The 16,661-nt window shown below is 67.4% G+C and carries 13 protein-coding genes; 8 read left to right on the top strand and 5 right to left on the bottom strand.

Annotated elements, in window-relative coordinates:
* Nucleotides 1-16: 16 nt before the first annotated feature.
* Together QP609_RS16730 and tkt are read left to right on the top strand one after the other, a co-directional pair.
* On the top strand, nt 17-1,336 hold the full coding sequence (locus QP609_RS16730) for a dicarboxylate/amino acid:cation symporter (RefSeq protein ID WP_014648249.1): 1,320 nt from the start codon (nt 17-19) through the stop codon (nt 1,334-1,336).
* Nucleotides 1,337-1,550: 214 nt separating this feature from the next.
* The gene (gene tkt, locus QP609_RS16725) at nt 1,551-3,548 is read left to right on the top strand and encodes a transketolase (protein ID WP_014648248.1); all 1,998 of its coding nucleotides are present in this window, start codon (nt 1,551-1,553) and stop codon (nt 3,546-3,548) included.
* Between the two features lie 125 nt (nt 3,549-3,673).
* Here tkt and QP609_RS16720 read toward each other — a convergent pair whose 3' ends face one another.
* On the bottom strand, nt 3,674-5,626 hold the full coding sequence (locus QP609_RS16720; RefSeq protein WP_197621635.1) for an acetyl-CoA hydrolase/transferase C-terminal domain-containing protein: 1,953 nt from the start codon (nt 5,624-5,626) through the stop codon (nt 3,674-3,676).
* A gap of 33 nt (nt 5,627-5,659) precedes the next feature.
* Entirely contained in the window at nt 5,660-6,217 is a 558-nt protein-coding gene (locus tag QP609_RS16715) for a flavin reductase family protein (RefSeq protein WP_014648245.1), read from the bottom strand.
* 118 nt (nt 6,218-6,335) lie between these two features.
* On the opposite strand from QP609_RS16715, the gene QP609_RS16710 reads away from it, so the two are divergent.
* From QP609_RS16710 to QP609_RS16700, 3 genes are read left to right on the top strand one after another with little or no spacing between them, the layout of a single operon-like run.
* A complete protein-coding gene (locus QP609_RS16710; RefSeq protein ID WP_197621636.1) occupies nt 6,336-6,701 on the top strand; it encodes a BlaI/MecI/CopY family transcriptional regulator in 366 nt (121 codons plus the stop codon).
* A complete protein-coding gene (locus QP609_RS16705; RefSeq protein ID WP_289213814.1) occupies nt 6,694-7,935 on the top strand; it encodes a TonB family protein in 1,242 nt (413 codons plus the stop codon). Before QP609_RS16710 ends, QP609_RS16705 begins: the two co-directional genes overlap by 8 nt.
* Nucleotides 7,932-8,495 (top strand): hypothetical protein, encoded by a 564-nt coding sequence (locus QP609_RS16700; RefSeq protein ID WP_032962142.1) that lies wholly within the window; start codon nt 7,932-7,934, stop codon nt 8,493-8,495. Before QP609_RS16705 ends, QP609_RS16700 begins: the two co-directional genes overlap by 4 nt.
* A 53-nt stretch (nt 8,496-8,548) precedes the next feature.
* Here QP609_RS16700 and QP609_RS16695 read toward each other — a convergent pair whose 3' ends face one another.
* The 3 genes from QP609_RS16695 to QP609_RS16685 form a co-directional block, all read right to left on the bottom strand.
* The gene (locus QP609_RS16695) at nt 8,549-9,349 is read right to left on the bottom strand and encodes an MBL fold metallo-hydrolase (protein ID WP_014648241.1); all 801 of its coding nucleotides are present in this window, start codon (nt 9,347-9,349) and stop codon (nt 8,549-8,551) included.
* Between the two features lie 11 nt (nt 9,350-9,360).
* Complete coding sequence (locus QP609_RS16690) at nt 9,361-10,179, bottom strand: S1/P1 nuclease (RefSeq protein ID WP_053496161.1); 819 nt, start codon at nt 10,177-10,179, stop codon at nt 9,361-9,363.
* Nucleotides 10,180-10,409: 230 nt separating this feature from the next.
* Entirely contained in the window at nt 10,410-11,039 is a 630-nt protein-coding gene (locus QP609_RS16685; protein WP_014648239.1) for an OmpW family outer membrane protein, read from the bottom strand.
* Nucleotides 11,040-11,231: 192 nt separating this feature from the next.
* Here QP609_RS16685 and gap point away from each other — a divergent pair, with 192 nt between their 5' ends.
* From gap to QP609_RS16670, 3 genes are all read left to right on the top strand, one after another.
* Nucleotides 11,232-12,236: a type I glyceraldehyde-3-phosphate dehydrogenase gene (gene gap / locus QP609_RS16680; protein ID WP_005414333.1), complete on the top strand. Its 1,005-nt coding sequence runs from the start codon at nt 11,232-11,234 to the stop codon at nt 12,234-12,236.
* Nucleotides 12,237-12,361: 125 nt separating this feature from the next.
* Nucleotides 12,362-15,040, top strand: coding sequence for a DUF2339 domain-containing protein (locus QP609_RS16675; RefSeq protein ID WP_197621638.1), 2,679 nt, complete (start codon nt 12,362-12,364; stop codon nt 15,038-15,040).
* A complete protein-coding gene (locus tag QP609_RS16670; protein WP_197621639.1) occupies nt 15,037-16,413 on the top strand; it encodes a DUF3999 domain-containing protein in 1,377 nt (458 codons plus the stop codon). The genes QP609_RS16675 and QP609_RS16670 overlap by 4 nt, the downstream gene beginning before the upstream one ends.
* Nucleotides 16,414-16,661 lie beyond the last annotated feature (248 nt).

Genomic DNA, 16,661 nt, shown 5'->3' with positions numbered 1-16,661 from the left:
TCGAGGAAACCCGCGTATGACAGCAGCTGCTGCCGACAAGAAGAAGTTGCCCCTGCATTGGAAGATGGGCATCGGCTTTGCGATCGGCCTGGTCCTGGGACTGATCGTGCACGCCCTGGGCGGCAGCGTCGATGGTCTGCAGGCTGGTGCCAAGTGGGTAATGGACTACGTCACCACCCCGGCGTCGGGCCTGTTCCTCAACCTGATCTTCATGCTGATCGTGCCGCTGATCTTCTCGGCGCTGATCATGGGCGTGTCGGAGATGGGCGACATCCGCGCCCTCGGCCGCATCGGCTGGAAGACCTTGGCCTACACCGTGCTGCTGTCCGGCATCGCGGTGGGCATCGGCCTGGTGCTGGTCAACCTGCTCAAGCCGGGCGCGGGCGTCGATCCGCAGACTGCGGCACTGATGCTCTCGGAGAACGCCGAGCGCAGCAAGGAAATCGTCGCTGGCATCCACGGCACGCCGAAGGGCATGGACATGCTGCTGTCGATCGTGCCGAGCAACGTGCTGCAGGCCGCGTCGGACAACGGCGCGATCCTGTCGCTGATGTTCTTCGCGCTGATGTTCGGCATCGGCATGGTGCTGACCGACAATGAAAAGGTTGCCCCGCTGCGCCGCGCCATCGAAGGCGTGTTCGAAATCTCGATGACCCTGATCAACCTGGTCATCCGCCTGGCCCCTTATGCGGTGGCCTGCTTTATGTTCAACCTGGCCGCGCTGTTCGGCTTCGAGCTGATCATCCGCCTGGGTGCCTATGTGGGCGTGGTGGTGCTGGCGCTGGGCCTGCACATGATCGTGACCTACGGTACCGCGGTGTGGCTGTCCGGCCGCTCGCCGCTGTCGTTCTTCCGCGATACCCAGGAAGCAACGGTGATGGCGTTCTCCACCGCCTCCAGCAATGCCACCCTGCCGACCGCGTTGCGCGTGGCCGACCAGATGGGCTTGCCGCAGCGCGTGTCGCGCTTCGTGCTGACCGTGGGTGCCACCGCCAACCAGAACGGCACCGCGCTGTTCGAGGGTGTGACGGTGATCTTCCTGGCCCAGTTCTTCGGCGTGGACCTGAGCATCGGCCAGCAGATCATGGTGATGGCGGTCTGCATCCTCGGTGGCATCGGTACCGCCGGCGTGCCGTCGGGATCGCTGCCGGTGGTGGCGATGATCTGCGCGATGGTCGGTGTGAATCCGCTGGGCATCGGCCTGATCCTGGGCGTGAATCACTTCCTGGACATGTGCCGTACCGCGCTGAACGTGACCGGCGACCTGGCCCTGACCACGCTGGTGGCCAAGGGCGAGTCGCACGATGGCCCGGCGCTGGGTCCGCAGCAGGACTGAGTCCAACGCCACTGCTGGCGACCTGATCGGGGTCGGATTCCTTTCCGCAGGGAAAGGGCTCCGGCCCCTTTCACATGCGGAATCCGGCGGAGATCACGTCCTTGCGGGCCAGCGGCCGGCACGACCGGGCAAGGTGAACTGACCCCCCGCCCGGCGACTATGGGACAATAGGCCGCCCGCACGTCCGCGGCCGCCTCCCGATTCCGACAGAACCATGACGCAGCCTACCCGTCGCCAGTTGGCCAACGCCATCCGCTTCCTTGCCGCCGATGCGGTTGAAACCGCAAAGTCCGGCCACCCCGGCATGCCCATGGGCATGGCCGACATCGCCGAAGTCCTCTGGAACGACTACCTCCGCCATAACCCGAGCAACCCGCACTGGTTCAACCGCGACCGTTTCGTGCTGTCCAACGGCCACGGTTCGATGCTGCAGTACGCGCTGCTGCACCTGAGCGGCTACGACCTGCCGATCGAGCAGCTGAAACTGTTCCGCCAGCTGGGCAGCCACACCGCCGGTCACCCGGAACGCCACGAGACCCCGGGCGTGGAGACCACCACCGGCCCGCTGGGCCAGGGTTTCGCCAATGCCGTGGGCTTCGCCCTGGCCGAGAAGCTGCTGGCACAGCGCTTCAACCGTCCGGAGCTGGAAGTGGTCGACCACCGCACCTGGGTGTTCATGGGCGATGGCTGCCTGATGGAAGGCGTGTCGCATGAAGCCGCTTCGCTGGCCGGCACCTGGGGCCTGCACAAGCTGGTCTGCTTCTGGGACAACAACCACATCTCCATCGACGGCAACGTCGAGGGCTGGTTCACCGACAACACCCCGGAGCGTTTCGAGGCCTATGGCTGGAACGTGGTGCGCGACGTCGATGGCCATGACCCGGACAGCATCAAGGCCGGCATCGAGGCCGCGCTGTCGCAGAGCGACAAGCCGACCCTGATCTGCTGCCGCACCACCATCGGGTTTGGTTCGCCGAACAAGGCGGGCAAGGAATCCAGCCACGGCGCACCGCTGGGCAAGGACGAGCTGGAAGCCACCCGCAAGCAGCTGGGCTGGGAATACGGTCCGTTCGAGATCCCGCAGGCGATCTACGACGGCTGGCGCGCCAATGGCGCCGGCACCCTGCGCCAGGCCGAGTGGGAACAGCTGTTCGACAAGTACGCCAGCCAGTACCCGGCTGAAGCAGCCGAACTGACCCGCCGCTCGCATGGCGAACTGCCGGCCGACTTCGTTGCCAAGGCCGATGCGTACATCGCCCAGGTGGCCGCGGAAGGCCCGACGATCGCCTCGCGCAAGGCCTCGCAGCTGGCCATCGAAGCCTATGCCCCGCTGCTGCCGGAAATCGTCGGCGGCTCGGCCGACCTGGCGCACTCCAACCTGACCCTCTGGAAGGGCAGCAAATCGGTTGCCAGCGACGACGCCAACGCCAACTACGTGTACTACGGCGTGCGCGAGTTCGGCATGACCGCCATTGCCAACGGCCTGGCCCTGCACGGTGGCTTCATTCCGTTCGACGCCACCTTCCTGGTGTTCAGCGATTACGCCCGCAATGGCGTGCGCATGAGCGCGCTGATCCCGGCGCACGCCATCCACGTCTACACCCACGACTCGATCGGCCTGGGCGAAGACGGCCCGACCCACCAGCCGGTGGAGCACCTGGCCTCGCTTCGCTACATCCCGAACAACGACGTGTGGCGTCCGTGCGATGCGGTCGAGTCGGCGGTGAGCTGGAAGGCCGCGATCACCCGCCAGGACGGCCCGAGCTGCCTGGTGTTCAGCCGCCAGAACCTGCCGCACCAGCCGCGCAGCGCCGAGCAGATCGCGCAGATCGAGCGCGGCGGTTACGTGCTGGCCGATGCCGCCGGTACCCCGGATGTGATCCTGATCGCCACCGGTTCGGAAGTCTCGCTGGCCACCGAAGCCAAGGCCCAGCTGGATGCGGCTGGTCTCAAGACCCGCGTGGTCTCGATGCCGTCCACCGACGTGTTCCTGCGCCAGGACGCGGCCTACCGTGAATCGGTGCTGCCGAACGCGGTGCGCAAGCGCGTGGCTGTGGAAGCCGGTGTCACCGGCTTCTGGCGCCAGTTCGTCGGCCTGGACGGTGCCGTGATCGGTATCGACACCTTCGGTGCCTCCGCCCCGGCCGACCAGCTGTACAAGCACTTCGGCATCACCACCGCGCACGTGGTGGAAGCCGCCAAGGCGCTGTAAGCAGCATTGCGACGTAATGAGGAAAGGCCGGCGCACGCCGGCCTTTTCTTTGCCGCAGGAAAAAGGGGACGGAGGGGATTAAGTCGTTTGTGCACAAACGACTTAATCCCCTCCGTCCCCTTTTCTCAGGCGGTGCGCGCCAGTGCCAGCCGCAGCAGGCGCGCGTCCAGGCGTTCGACGAAATCCTTCGGTGCCTGCAGGCCCATGCGCTGCAGGTACACCGCATCGCCGTCGCCGGCCGGTTGCCGTAGTGCTGCCCAGACGGTACGCAGCTTGTCGCCGCGGGTCTGCGTATTGGCCTTCAGCCACGCCAGCGCTTTCACCAGCACCTGCTCGATCTCGTTGAAGTCACTGCCCAGCGGATAGTCCGGCAGACTGCCATCGGCGCGGAACGGGGCCAGCGCCGCTGTCAGCGCCTGCGGCGTATTGCGCTGCTGCCGCTGCGGATCCGGTTGCGCGACCGCCAGCAGTTTGCGCGAGGCGTGCGCCTGCTGCAGCAGGCCGCCCTGGAACGGGGCCTCGGTGATTGCGGTCATCGCATGCACGCAGTCCTCGTCGGTCAGTCCGCGCAGGTCGGCAATGCCGTATTCGTTGAGGTAGATGTCGCGCAGGTGGCGCGGAATGGTGGTGTGCCCGTAGTTCCAGCGCACGTTGGATTCGCGTCGGCCCTTGTCATCGCGCGCGGCGCGGAACATCAGCACGCTGCGGGCTTCCGGCAGGGCATGTGCCATCGCCACGAAGTTGTACTGGCCGCCCACACCGGATACCACGCGTCCATCGTCCAGCGCGTCGGACACCGCCGCGCCCAGCGCGGTGGCCATCATGCAGGAGTTGAAGAAGCGCGCATGGCGGCGCTGCAGGCGTTCCAGCGTTTCGTTGCCGCCGTACAGCTGGTTGATCTCGCTGATGCGGCGCATGCCGATCGCACGGCACTCGTCCTCCGGCAGCGTGCGCAGCCACTCGTAGAATTCCGGCGAGCCCAGGTAGAACGCGCCGTGCAGGTACTCACCTTCGGCCGCCAGGGTGGCGTGGTCGATCGACAGCGTGCTGCCGTTCTCGATGCGCTGCATCAGCGCCAGGTCATCGTGTACCTTGCGCTTGATCACCCCGGTCTGCACCAGCCTGCGGAAGCCCTCGTTGAGCATCTCGCTGCAGCCGTACAGGCCCACTTCGAACGGGTCCACACCGCCGATCTCCTGCACCAGCGGGTGGCTGGCCAGCTGCGGATCCAGCGCGTGCAGCACGCGGCGGTAGCGCGCGTTGTCGGTATGGCGCAGCACCAGCGCATGGCTGAGCGCGTCGGCCAGCGTACCGATGCCGATCTGCAGCGTGCCGCCATCGCGCACCAGCGTGCTGGCGTACAGGCCGATGGCGTAGTCGACATCGCCGACCGGCTGCCGCGGCAGCCCGAACAGCGCCGGGTACGGCGGCGGTGGGGTGATCACCAGATCGAAGAACGAGACATCGACCGTGGCCGAGCCGCCCAGGTAGGGCAACTGGGGATCGATCTCGGCAATCAGCAGCGGACGCGGCAGGCCACGCGCGGTCATCGCGTCCAGCGTGTCCTGGGTGATGTCGTTGTTGCACGACAGGGAAAGCCGGCGGTCGTTCGGGCGCATCGCCACTTTCTGCACGATCACCTGTGGCGCGCGCTGCGCCACCGCATCGGCGGCGTGGGTGTAGTTCAGGCTGGTATAGCTGGATTGCGCCTGGCGCGACCCGAGCAGGGCGCCGGATTGCATGTAGAACTCTTCCACCTGCACATGTGCCGGCAACGCGTCGCGTGCGATCGCATCGGCATAGGCCAGGCGCGGGAAGTCGTCGCCGAAATGGCGCTGCGCGAACGGTGCCAGGAAGCGGGCTTCCAGGCCGTTGCCCCGCGCCTTCGGCGGATTCAGCGACAGCGCGGTATACAGCTGCAGCGGCCGCGACGGATCGTGCTCGACGCGCGAGTAGAGGGCGTTGAGCAGCCGATGCGGCTTGCCCAGTGCCAGCGGTGCCCCGATCCGCAGCGGCCCGTCCACGCGCGCAAACAACCAGTCGACGGCGGCGTCCAGGTCGGTGAGGTGTTCGGTCATGCGCGGCGGTCCTGCGTCGGGGAAGTGCGGGCATTACAGCATGTCGGGCTTGAACCGCCGTCGACGCGAGACTTCCGCGCCGGCCACCATGAACTGCCCATCGCCGCGGTAATGCACCGTGCGCGGCAGTTTCGGCCGGGGCGCAACATGGGCGTGCACGATTTCCCAGATGAACAGATTGCTCGCTGCCACCTGGCTGTCGTCGTACAGGCGGCATTCGAAGCACGAATGGCATTGGCCGACCAGTGGCGCGCCGACCTCACGCGCGGGCAGTGCGTCGAGCCCGAAACGGGCGAACTTGTCGACCTCGCGGCCGCTGCAGTTGCCGATGTCCACCACGGTATCGAGCAGCTCCACCCCGGGCACGTTGATCACGCACTCGCCGCTGCCGCGCGCCAACGCGTGGCTGTGGTTTGCGTCCCACAGGTAGGTGGCGACCAGTGAAGGCGAGAAGCCCATGACCATGTGCCAGCCCATCGTCATCAGGTTGCGCTGGCCGCGCCATGCCGTGCTGACCAGCACGATCGGGCCGGGTTCGAGGAAGCGGCGGGCCTGCTCGACCGGGAAATCCTTCTTCGGCAGTGCTTTCATCCGGGGCCAGGGGCGGGAGGAACCGATGCTGGCGCAGCCGGGATGAACCCGGAGTCGAGGGGCTTGACAGGCAGTTCGATTACGCGCGTAATCAATATGTCGATTACGGATGTAAACCATGACCCCGATCAGCGAAGCCGAAGCCGTCGTGATGGAGGTGCTGTGGCAGCAGGCACCGCGTAGTGCCGATGACGTGGTGGCCGCGCTGGCCCATCGCGACTGGGCCGAGCCGACCATCAAGACCCTGCTCAACCGCCTGCTGACCAAGGGCGCGATCACTGCCGAGCGCGATGGACGGCGTTACCTGTACCGGCCGCTGCTGCAGCGACAGGCGTGGGTGGAGGCGCAGAGCCAGGACTTCATCGGCCGTGTCTTCGAAGGGCGCGTGGCGCCGCTGGTCGCGCACTTCAGCGAACGCGGCCAGCTGAGCGCGCAGGACATCGCCGAACTGAAGAAGCTGATCCAGGAGCTGGACCATGGCTGAGCTGCTCGACGGACTGTGGCGGGCCAGCTTGTGGCTGGCCGTGGGTGTGGTCCTGCTGGCGGTGCTGCGACCGCTGCTGGTGCGGTTGGGGGGCGCTGGGCTGGCCTACCGCAGCTGGTGGCTGCTGCCGCTGCTGCTGGTGGCCCTGACGCTGCCATTGCCACAGGTTGCGGTGTTGCAGCAGGTACCCACGCTGCCGCTGAAAGTGATGCCCGGTGCCCTCGATGCCCTGAGCGGGCCCTCGCTGCCATGGGCCGGGCTGTTGTTCGCGCTGTGGGCATTGGGCGCGGGCATCCGCCTGTTGCGCGACCTGCGCGCACAACATCGTTTCGAACGGAGCATGGGCCCACTGACGCCGCGCACCGATGGCAGCTGGCAGGCCAGCGGCGATCCCGGCTTGCCCGCGCTGGTTGGCCTGTGGCGCCCACGCATCGTGGTTGGTCCCGACTTCGACCTGCAGTTCACCGCACAGGAACAGAGCTTGATCCTGCAGCACGAGCGCAGCCATCACCGTCATGGCGATCACTGGGCCAACGGTGCGCTGCTGCTGGTGCGCGCGGTGTTCTGGTTCCACCCGCTTCTGCCGTGGGCTGCGGGCCGCTTCCTGCGCGACCAGGAACTGGCCTGCGATGCCCGCACCATGGCCCCGCAGCCGGCGCTGCGCGGCCTCTACGCCAGCACGCTGCTGAAGGCGCAGCTGGTCCACCCGGTTGCGCCCGCGGTCTGCCATTGGCGCAGCCAACCCGTGTTGAAGGAGCGTATCGCCATGTTGAAGCAGTCCAAGCGGAAGGCATTGCCGTGGGTGTCCGGGCAGGTGCTGGTGGTCGGGTTGTGTGTGGGCATGGGGGCGGTGGCATGGGCCAGCCAGGGCGGCGCGGCCGGGAGCCCGGGGATCGGTGTCGAGCCGTACGCAACCGCGGAAGAGGGTGCGGCCAAGGCTGGGCTGGACCGTCCGATCCAGATCGACAGGATGCCACCGCCGTCCTATCCAAAATCCGCGTTCGAGCAGCGCCAGGTAGGTGTGGTGAACCTGCGCGTGGAGGTGGATGCGCAGGGGCGTCCCAGCGATGTCCGCGTGCTCAGTGCCACCAATCCGGGCGTGTTCGATGCGGTGTCGATCGCTGCGGCACGCAGCTGGACCTATCGGCCGGCGATGAAGAACGGTAAGCCGGTTGCAGCGGCGGTGAAGATTCCCATCACGTTCGCCATGGACAACACCGAGGACACCCAATGAAGTCCGCTGCGCTGATCATGGCGGCAGCGCTGCTGGTGGGGTGTGCGAGCCAGGACCGCCTGACCACGGTGGATACCCGCAGCGAAAATGTCGGCCACCAGCGCCTGCAGCCGCAGGCGGGCAGCGGCGGTGGACAGCTGCAGGTGTATTCGCTGGGTGCGACCGAAGGCTACCGGATGCCCCAGCTGTACGCGGCACCAGACCCGGAGGTTGGCGATCGTGACCCGCGCGCGGAACTGGCGCCGACCACGATCTGCCTGCAGGTGGTGGTTGATGCCAATGGCGCCGTGGAGCGAAGCCTGCCATTGACCGATCGTCCGGAGTGCGCGGCAGGTGCTGCGGGCGAGAATGCGCCCCTGCTGCAGGCTGCCCAGGAAGCCGTGGCGATGTGGAAGTACTCGTCCGCAGCGGTCTGCCACTTCGCGGCGGGCAAGGTGCCTGCCGACCGCGGTGACTGCCGGGGCGCCGAGCGCGTCGAGCCGGTAGCGGTCACCCTGCAGTACGCCTTCACGTTCGAGATCGTGAAGGGCCAGCACGTGGTGCGGATGCAGGGAAAATGAACGCTCGCGGTCCGTGATGGAAACCGATGGCGCCGGGCTCTGCCCGGCGTACGTCAGGCCCCGCCCTGGATATTGGCCTTTACCGCAGGCTGCATCAGCTTCGGTTCTTCCAACGTCGCATCGCGGGCCTGGCGCACGCTGACGAACTCCGCCTCGGCCACGCCGTCGTGCACGTGGATGTTGTGCGCGCGCTGTTCACCGATGGTGGTTTCGTTGGCGAAGTCGCGGCCGCCCGGGCCGTAGTCGTGGCAGACGAACACGCGGGTGGCATCCGGCAGGGCCAGCAGGCGCTGGATCGAGCGGTACAGCTGTGCGGCATCACCGCCGGGGAAGTCGCAGCGGGCAGTGCCGCCGTCGGGCATGAACAGCGAGTCGCCAGTGAACAGCGCATCGTCGATCAGGTAGGCGATGCTGTCGCTGGTGTGGCCGGGCACGGCGATCACCTGGCAGCGCAGTTCGCCCAAAGTGAAGGTCTCGCCGTCACTGAACAGGTGGTCGAAGATTTCATCGGCGCCCGGAAGCTGCAGGCCATAGCGTGGCGCAAACGTCGCCTGCACCGCGCGGATGCCTTCACCGATGGCCAGCGTGGCCTGCGGAAAGCGCTGCTTGAGCCGGCGCCCGGCCGACACATGGTCGGCGTGGGCATGCGTCTCCAGCAGCCAGCGCAGCTGCAGGCCCTGTTGTTCGATGGCCTGCAATGCCGCGCGCAGCGGTGATTCGCTGCTGGCGTCGGTGTCCGGGTCATAGTCCAGGACCGGATCGATCAGCGCCGCCTCGCCGCTGGCCGGGTCGCTGACCAGGTAGCTGAAGGTGTTGCTGTCACGGTGGAAGAACGACTGCACCTGGACCGGCATTGGAGCTCTCTTCAGCGCGTGCCGAGCACGCGGTTCAGCAACTGCGCCAGGTTTTCACCGGCCAGCCGCAGCTGCGCTTCGGCCAGCGGCCGGTAGCGCTCGGTGTACTCGTCACCGATTTTACGCGAGGCCGGATAAACGCCAGCTTGCATGGAGATGCGGCAGCTGGCCTCGGCCCAGGCCTGCGGGTCGCGCTGCGGGTTGGACTGGCGCGCCAGCTTCGGTGCGCGCTGGCTCTGCAGCACCGGCAGGTAGCCGGCATCGTCCAGCTTGCGGGTGTTGAGCATGCCGCTGTCCCACAGCGAGTGCAGGTTGGTACCGCGGTTGCCGAACTGCAGCTGGAAATCATTGCCGCCCTTGTCGTGGGCGTAGCCGGCGTGCATCGGCTGGTGGATGTCGCCGACCAGGTGCACGACGAACTTCAGCGCCTGCAGGCGCTCGCCGTCAGTCAGGCTGCGGTCGCCCAGAATGGCGCTCTGCGCCTTGAGGGCTTCGACGATGCAGTTGCCGTTCCTGCAGTGCTTCGGTGCTTCGTAGTGGCAGTCGTCTTCGGCGATGTTGACGTAGTGCCAGCCGGCCGAGCGACGGCCCAGGCCCGGGTCCTTGGCGCGCAGCTGGTCGGCCCAGGGCGCGATGCTGGCCAGGGTGGCGTCCGGTTCGGTGGCCAGCAGGCGGTCCACTTCGGCGCGGGCGGCGGGGGTGAGGCGGGCGTCGGCGACTTCGGCGACAAGGCGGTGGCCTTGCGCGCCCCAGGCATGGGCAGGGGCGGAGACGGACAGCAGGGCCGGCGCCAGGGCGGCGGCGAGGAACAGGGAGTGCAGGGCTTTCATGCGCCCATTCTAGCGGGGTAGGTGGATTGAAGGGCGGCGCGTTCCTGTTCCGAAGTGGAAGCGTAGAGGGAGGGGCGTGTCCCGGCTCCGCTCCCTGCCTTGTCCCAGCTCCGGAACCGCTTCAGTCCCAGGCACAAAAAAGCCCCGGCAATTACCGGGGCAACATGCTGCGAGGGCTTTGCGTGCAGCGGGGGAGCGGGGGCGAAGCCCCCCGCGCCCAATACACCGCTTTAGAACTTGAAGACGTACGAAGCGCCGTAGACCAGCGGATCGATGTTGACCGTGCCGATCTTCTCGCCGTTCAACTTCACCTTGCTGTCGATGTCGATCCAGCGCATGTCCACGCGCAGGGCGCCCTTCTCGCCGATCGCGAAGTCCACGCCGGCGTGTGCGGCCAGGCCCCACGAATCCTGCAGCTTCAGCTTGCTGCCGGCCAGCGCACCCGTAGTGTCTTCGCTGAAGAAGGTGGTGTAGTTCAGGCCGGCGCCGACGAACGGCGACACCTTGCCCTTGCTGTTGAAGTGGTACTGCAGGGTGACCACCGGCGGCAGCTGCTTGGTGCTGCCGACGCGGCCCAGGCCGTTGATGTTGATGTCGTGCTTGAACGGCAGCGCGGCCAGCACTTCGATGCCCAGGTTGTCGGCGATGAAGTACTCGCCGGTGATGGTCGGCTTGACGTCATTGTCGACGTCGACCTTCAGGGTGCCGCCGGCCAGCCAGCCGTTGTTCGACTTCGGCGCCACCTGGTGCACGCCGGCCGAGACGGTCCAGTCGCCCTTGGACTGGGCCATGGCCGGGGCGGCGGCGAGCGACAGGGCGGCGGCCAGGCTGGCCACGATCAGGGGGGAGGTCTTGCGCATGGGGGTGTTCTCGTTGCTGGGTGGATGGCGACAGTCTCGGCCTCACGCCGCGCTAACGCTTTGATCCGGATCAAATCCTGTCCGTGGGCCGGCCGGCGGTCCCGGCTGGCCCACGGTGGCCAGCGGCGGTTTGCTAGACTTGTGGGCCCTATCCATCCCGCCGCACCTGTCGCGGCCGCAGGAGCTTGAGAAATGGCAATCAAGGTTGGTATCAACGGTTTCGGTCGCATCGGGCGTAACGTCCTGCGCTCGGCGGTGCTGAACTTCGGCGACGACATCGAAATCGTGGCCATCAACGATCTGCTGGAGCCGGACTACCTGGCGTACATGCTCAAGTACGACTCCGTGCACGGCCGCTTCAAGGCCGACGTGGCGGTGCAGGGCAACGACCTGCTGGTCAACGGCAAGAAGATCCGCCTGACCCAGGAACGCGACCCGGCCAACCTGAAGTGGGATGAAGTCGGCGCTGATGTGGTGCTGGAAGCCACCGGCCTGTTCCTGACCAAGGAAACCGCGCAGAAGCACATCGATGCCGGCGCCAAGAAGGTCATCATGTCGGCCCCGTCGAAGGACGACACGCCGATGTTCGTGTACGGCGTGAACGACAAGACCTACGCCGGCCAGGCGATCATCTCCAACGCCTCGTGCACCACCAACTGCCTGGCCCCGCTGGCCAAGGTCATCAATGACAAGTGGGGCATCAAGCGCGGCCTGATGACCACCGTGCATGCGGCCACCGCCACCCAGAAGACCGTCGATGGCCCGTCCAACAAGGACTGGCGCGGCGGCCGTGGCATCCTGGAAAACATCATTCCCTCGTCCACCGGTGCGGCCAAGGCCGTCGGCGTGGTCATTCCGGAACTGAACAAGAAGCTGACCGGCATGAGCTTCCGCGTGCCGACCTCGGACGTGTCGGTGGTCGATCTGACCGTCGAGCTGGAAAAGGAAGCCACCTACGCCGAGATCTGCGCCGAAGTGAAGGCACAGAGCGAAGGCCCGCTGAAGGGCATCCTGGGCTACACCGAAGACAAGGTGGTGGCCACCGATTTCCGCGGCGAAACCTGCACCTCGGTGTTCGACGCCGATGCCGGCATCGCCCTGGACGGCACCTTCGTCAAGCTGGTGACCTGGTACGACAACGAGTGGGGCTACTCGAACAAGTGCCTGGAAATGGCCAAGGTCATCGCCGCCAAGTAAGGCCGGCGTAGATCGCAGACGAACCCCGGCCTGGCCGGGGTTCGTCGTTTAAGGGGCCCACCCTGTCGTAGCATGGGGCGGTCGACCGCTGCCGCTGTGGCGCGGGAACGCAATGGAAGCACGCAATGGAAGCACTGATCGCACTGGTCGTATTGGTCCTGTTGGCCATCCCCCTGCTGCTGGTGGTGGCGCTGGTGATGATCTCCGGCCTGCGCCGCCGCGTCGCGGCGCTGGAAAGCGCGATGGCCGCCGCGCCTGCCACCGCCAGGCCGGCCGCCAGCGCGCCCACGCCCGAACGGGCTGCGGCCACGCCCACGGCCAGTGCCGATCCACCGTTCCTGCGGCCGGTCGCCGCTGCTGCGCCGCACCCCCCGCAGCCACCGGTGCGCGAAGCAGCGCCGACCGAGGCGCCTGTTCCCCGACCTGCTGCGCCACCGCCGGTGCCACCGGTGCCGGTGCAGCCGCCGCTGCCTTCCGAGCCGGCACTGCCCAACGTCATCGAGCGCGGCATCAGTGCGGTCAAGCGCTGGTTCACCGAAGGCAACGTGCCGGTCAAGATCGGCATGCTGGTGCTGCTGGCCGGTGTCGCGGCGCTGCTGAAGTACGTCAGCGACCAGGGCTGGCTGGTGTTGCCGATCGAGCTGCGCTTGGCCGGCATCACCGTGGGCGCGCTGGGCCTGCTGGCCTTCGGCTGGCACCAGCGCGAGCGCCGGCGCCTGTTTGCGCTGGCCTTGCAGGGCGGTGCCATCGGCGTGCTGCTGCTGACCATCTTCGCGGCCTTCAAGCGCTTCGACCTGATTCCGCCGGGCTTCGCCTTCGCCAGCTCCATTGCCCTGGTGGCCGGGCTGTGCGTGCTGGCGGTGGTGCAGAACTCGCGCACGCTGGCCGTGCTGGGGATCCTGGCCGGCTTCATGGCACCGCTGTGGCTGTCCACCGGCAGCGGCAATCACGTGGGGCTGTTCAGCTATTACGCGGTGCTCAACGCGGGCATTTTCGCCATCGCCTGGTTCCGCCCTTGGCGCGCGCTGAACCTGCTGGGCTTCGCCTTCACTTTCGGCATCGGCACCTTCTGGGGCGTGCTGCAGTACGTACCGGACAAGTTCAGCAGCACTGAGCCGTTCCTGCTGTTGTTCTTCGTGTTCTACCTGCTGATCCCGCTGCTGTACGCGCGCCGCCAGCCGGCCGGCCGGCGCGATCTGATCGATGGCAGCCTGGTGTTCGGCGCGCCGCTGGTCGCATTCTCGTTGCAGGCAGGCATGCTGCACGAACAACCGATGACGCTGGCACTATGCGCGCTGGGCCTGGCCGCGATCTACGCGGTACTGGCACGGGCGCTGATCGCACGTGCGTCGTACACCATGCTGGCGCAGTCGCATGCCGTGCTTGCGGTGGGCTTCGCCACGCTGGCGGTGCCGCTGGCCTTGTCGGCGCGTGCCACCGGTGCCGTGTTTGCGCTGGAAGGTGCAGGCCTGGCCTGGTTGGGGCTGCGCCAGAAGCGCTGGCTGCCGCAGGTATCCGGCGCGTTGCTGCAGATCGGCGCCGCATTCGCCTTCGTTGCCGGTGGCGACCACTGGCACGAAGACCTGCGTTTCCTGATCAACCCGACCGCCATCGGCGCGCTGTTGCTGGCCCTGGCCGGCTTCGCGTCGGCGTGGAGCTACCAGCGCAGGCCACGTCATGAGGTCGCACTGGTGTACTACCTGTGGGGCCTGCTGTGGTGGCTGGGCGGCCTGGTCCATGAGATCACGCGCTTCTTCCCGTACCGCACCGAAGTGGACGCGTTGCTGGTGCTGGCCGCGGTCACTGCCTGGCTGGTGGCCGAAGTGCAGCGTCGCCAGCCGGCACGTGCACTGGGCGTGACCGCACTGGCCATGCTCGCGCTGGGCTTCCCGCTGGCCCTGGTGCAGAGCGATGCACACCACCAGCCGTTCGCCGGTTATGGCGCGCTGGCCTGGGCGGTGTTCGCGGTGCTGGGCGTGCGGACCCTGCTGTGCCTGCGCCAGGGCGGCGATACCGTGGCCCGCATCGCGCAGTTCCTGTGGTGGCTGTTGTGGCCGTCGCTGCTTTCGCTGCTGGCCCTGTGGGGCGGTGGCGAAGCCGATCTGGCGCAGGGCTGGACGACCCTGCTGGTGACCTTGCCATGGCTGCTGATGGCGGCACTGTCGCTGTGGCGCTGGAATGCGCTGCGCTGGCCATTGGGACAGGCCTTCGACAGCGTGCGCGTCCCGCTGCAGTGCGTGCTGTTCGGCCTGCTGTCGATCGGCTGGCTGTTGGGCCAGCTGCTGCCGGGCGACGCTGCACCGCTGTTGTGGCTGCCGGTGCTGAATCCGGCCGAGATCGGCCAATGGTTGAGCCTGTTGCTGCTGGCGCGCTGGCTGTACGGCGATCAGCAACCGCAGGCCCCGCAGGCATTGCTGAACATCCGCATGCCGCTGCTGGCACTGGCGGCCTTCGTCGCGCTGACCAGCCTGGTGCTGCATGGCGTGCACCAGTGGGGTGGGCTGGCGTGGAACGTGTCGATGATGCGCTTCAGCCTGGCCCAGACCAGCCTGACCGTGTTGTGGAGCGTGCTGGGCGTGATTGCCTGGGTGTGGGGTTCGCGTCGTGGCCAGCGTGTGCTGTGGATGGTCGGTGCCGTGCTGATGGGCGTGGTACTGGCCAAGCTGGTTATTGTCGATCGCCAGCACCTGGGCAACCTGCTGGGCATCGCATCGTTCATCGCCTACGGCCTGCTGTGCACGGTCGTGGGTTATCTGGCACCGGCTCCGCCGAGCGTGGCGCCGACCGTGGAGGAAAAGCAATGAGGAAGTGGAGCAGGGCGCTGCTGCCGGCGATGTTCGGCATGCTGGCCGCCGTCGTGGTGCAGGCGGCTGATTACCGCACGCAGTATGCCGAGCAATGGCCGCTCACATTGTCCAGCGCGCAGTCCGGTGCCTACCGCATCGTGCTGGAGCCGGCGATCTACCGCCGTGCCGTGAGTCCCGACCTCAGCGACCTGCAGGTGTTCAATGCAGCCAGCCAGCTGCTGCCGTCGGCACTGCTGGCGCCGGACCAGCCGCTGGCGCAACCGCCGGTGCAGCGTGAACTGCCGTGGTTCGTGCTGCCACCGCTGGCCGATGCCCAGCGCAACGATCTGCAGCTGCTGACCGAGCGTGATACCGATGGGCGCGTGCGCCGGGTCGAAGCACGGGTGAGTGGCGGGGCGACGGCGAACGGGCAGGGCGGCTGGCTGATCGACGCCAGCATGCTCGACCAGCAGCCGCTGGCGGCGCTGGTGCTGGACTGGGCCGACAGCGGCCAGCCGCTGCAGGCGCAGGTTCAGCTGGATGCCAGTGATGACCTGCAGCACTGGCGATCGTTGGGTCGCGACGTGCCGCTGGTGGATCTGCAGCGCGCCGGCAAGCGCCTGCTGCAGCGCCGCCTGCAGGTGGACGGCACTGCACGCTACCTGCGCATCCTGGCGCAGGGCGACTCGCGGCTGCCGACCCTGCGCGGCGTGTTGGCGGAACTGCCGCCAGCGCCGGCCACGCTGCCGTGGGAATGGCTGTCGCTGGAGCCGACGTCGAAGGGCAAGGGCGAATACACCTTCGAGATGGATGGCCGGTTCCCGGTGGCGCGCGCCGATGTGGCCAGCACCGACAACAGCCTGGTGCAATGGACGCTGTTCAGTCGTGATGATGAGAGTGCCGATTGGCAGCGCCGCAGCGCGCCGTGGATCGCCTACCAGGTGCAACAGGGCACGCAGGGCCAGCGCCAGCAGTCGGCGGCGCAGCCGCTGGGCGGCGTGCACCGCGACCGCTACTGGAAGCTGGTGGCGAATCCGGCGGAATCTGCCACTGCGCCGACGCTGCGCCTGGGCTACCAACCGGAAGTGCTGGTGTTCCTGAGCCAGGGTGCGGCGCCCTACGCACTGGCGGTGGGCAGCGCGACCGCGCGCCGCACGGACGCGCCGATCGGGGTGTTGATCGAGGAACTTCGGCAGCGCAACGATCCGTCGTGGCAGCCGACGCTGGCGCGACTGGAAGGCAGCCCGGAACCGCTGGCGGGTGACGCGGCGCTGAAACCGCAGCATGACTGGAAGTCGTGGCTGTTGTGGGCGCTGCTGGGTCTGGGCGTGCTGGTGGTGGGTGGCTTGGCGCTCAGCCTGCTTCGGCAGAAGCCGACGCCTTCGGCGTAGGTTCCGGCGAACGGCTGGGTGGCTGCAAAGCGCGATCCCGGGGATGGGCCGAGCGGGTGGGCTGGGCAGGGGACGCCGTGAATCCGTCCCTGGAGGCTTAGCCGCGCCATCCATGGCGCGGATACCCCTGCCCAGCCCACCCGCCCGGCCTCTGACAGTTTCCGTGTGCGTCCACCCACGGAAAGAAAAAAAGAAGAGCAAAAGCTGCTTGGCTGGGCGCTCTTTGTAGAGCCGAGCCCACGCTCGGC

This window comes from Stenotrophomonas sp. 8(2023), from assembly GCF_030345295.1.
Taxonomy (GTDB): Bacteria; Pseudomonadota; Gammaproteobacteria; order Xanthomonadales; family Xanthomonadaceae; genus Stenotrophomonas; species Stenotrophomonas muris.
The sequence above is the reverse complement of the archived record's forward strand: the minus strand, read 5'-3'. Positions and strand labels throughout refer to the sequence as shown.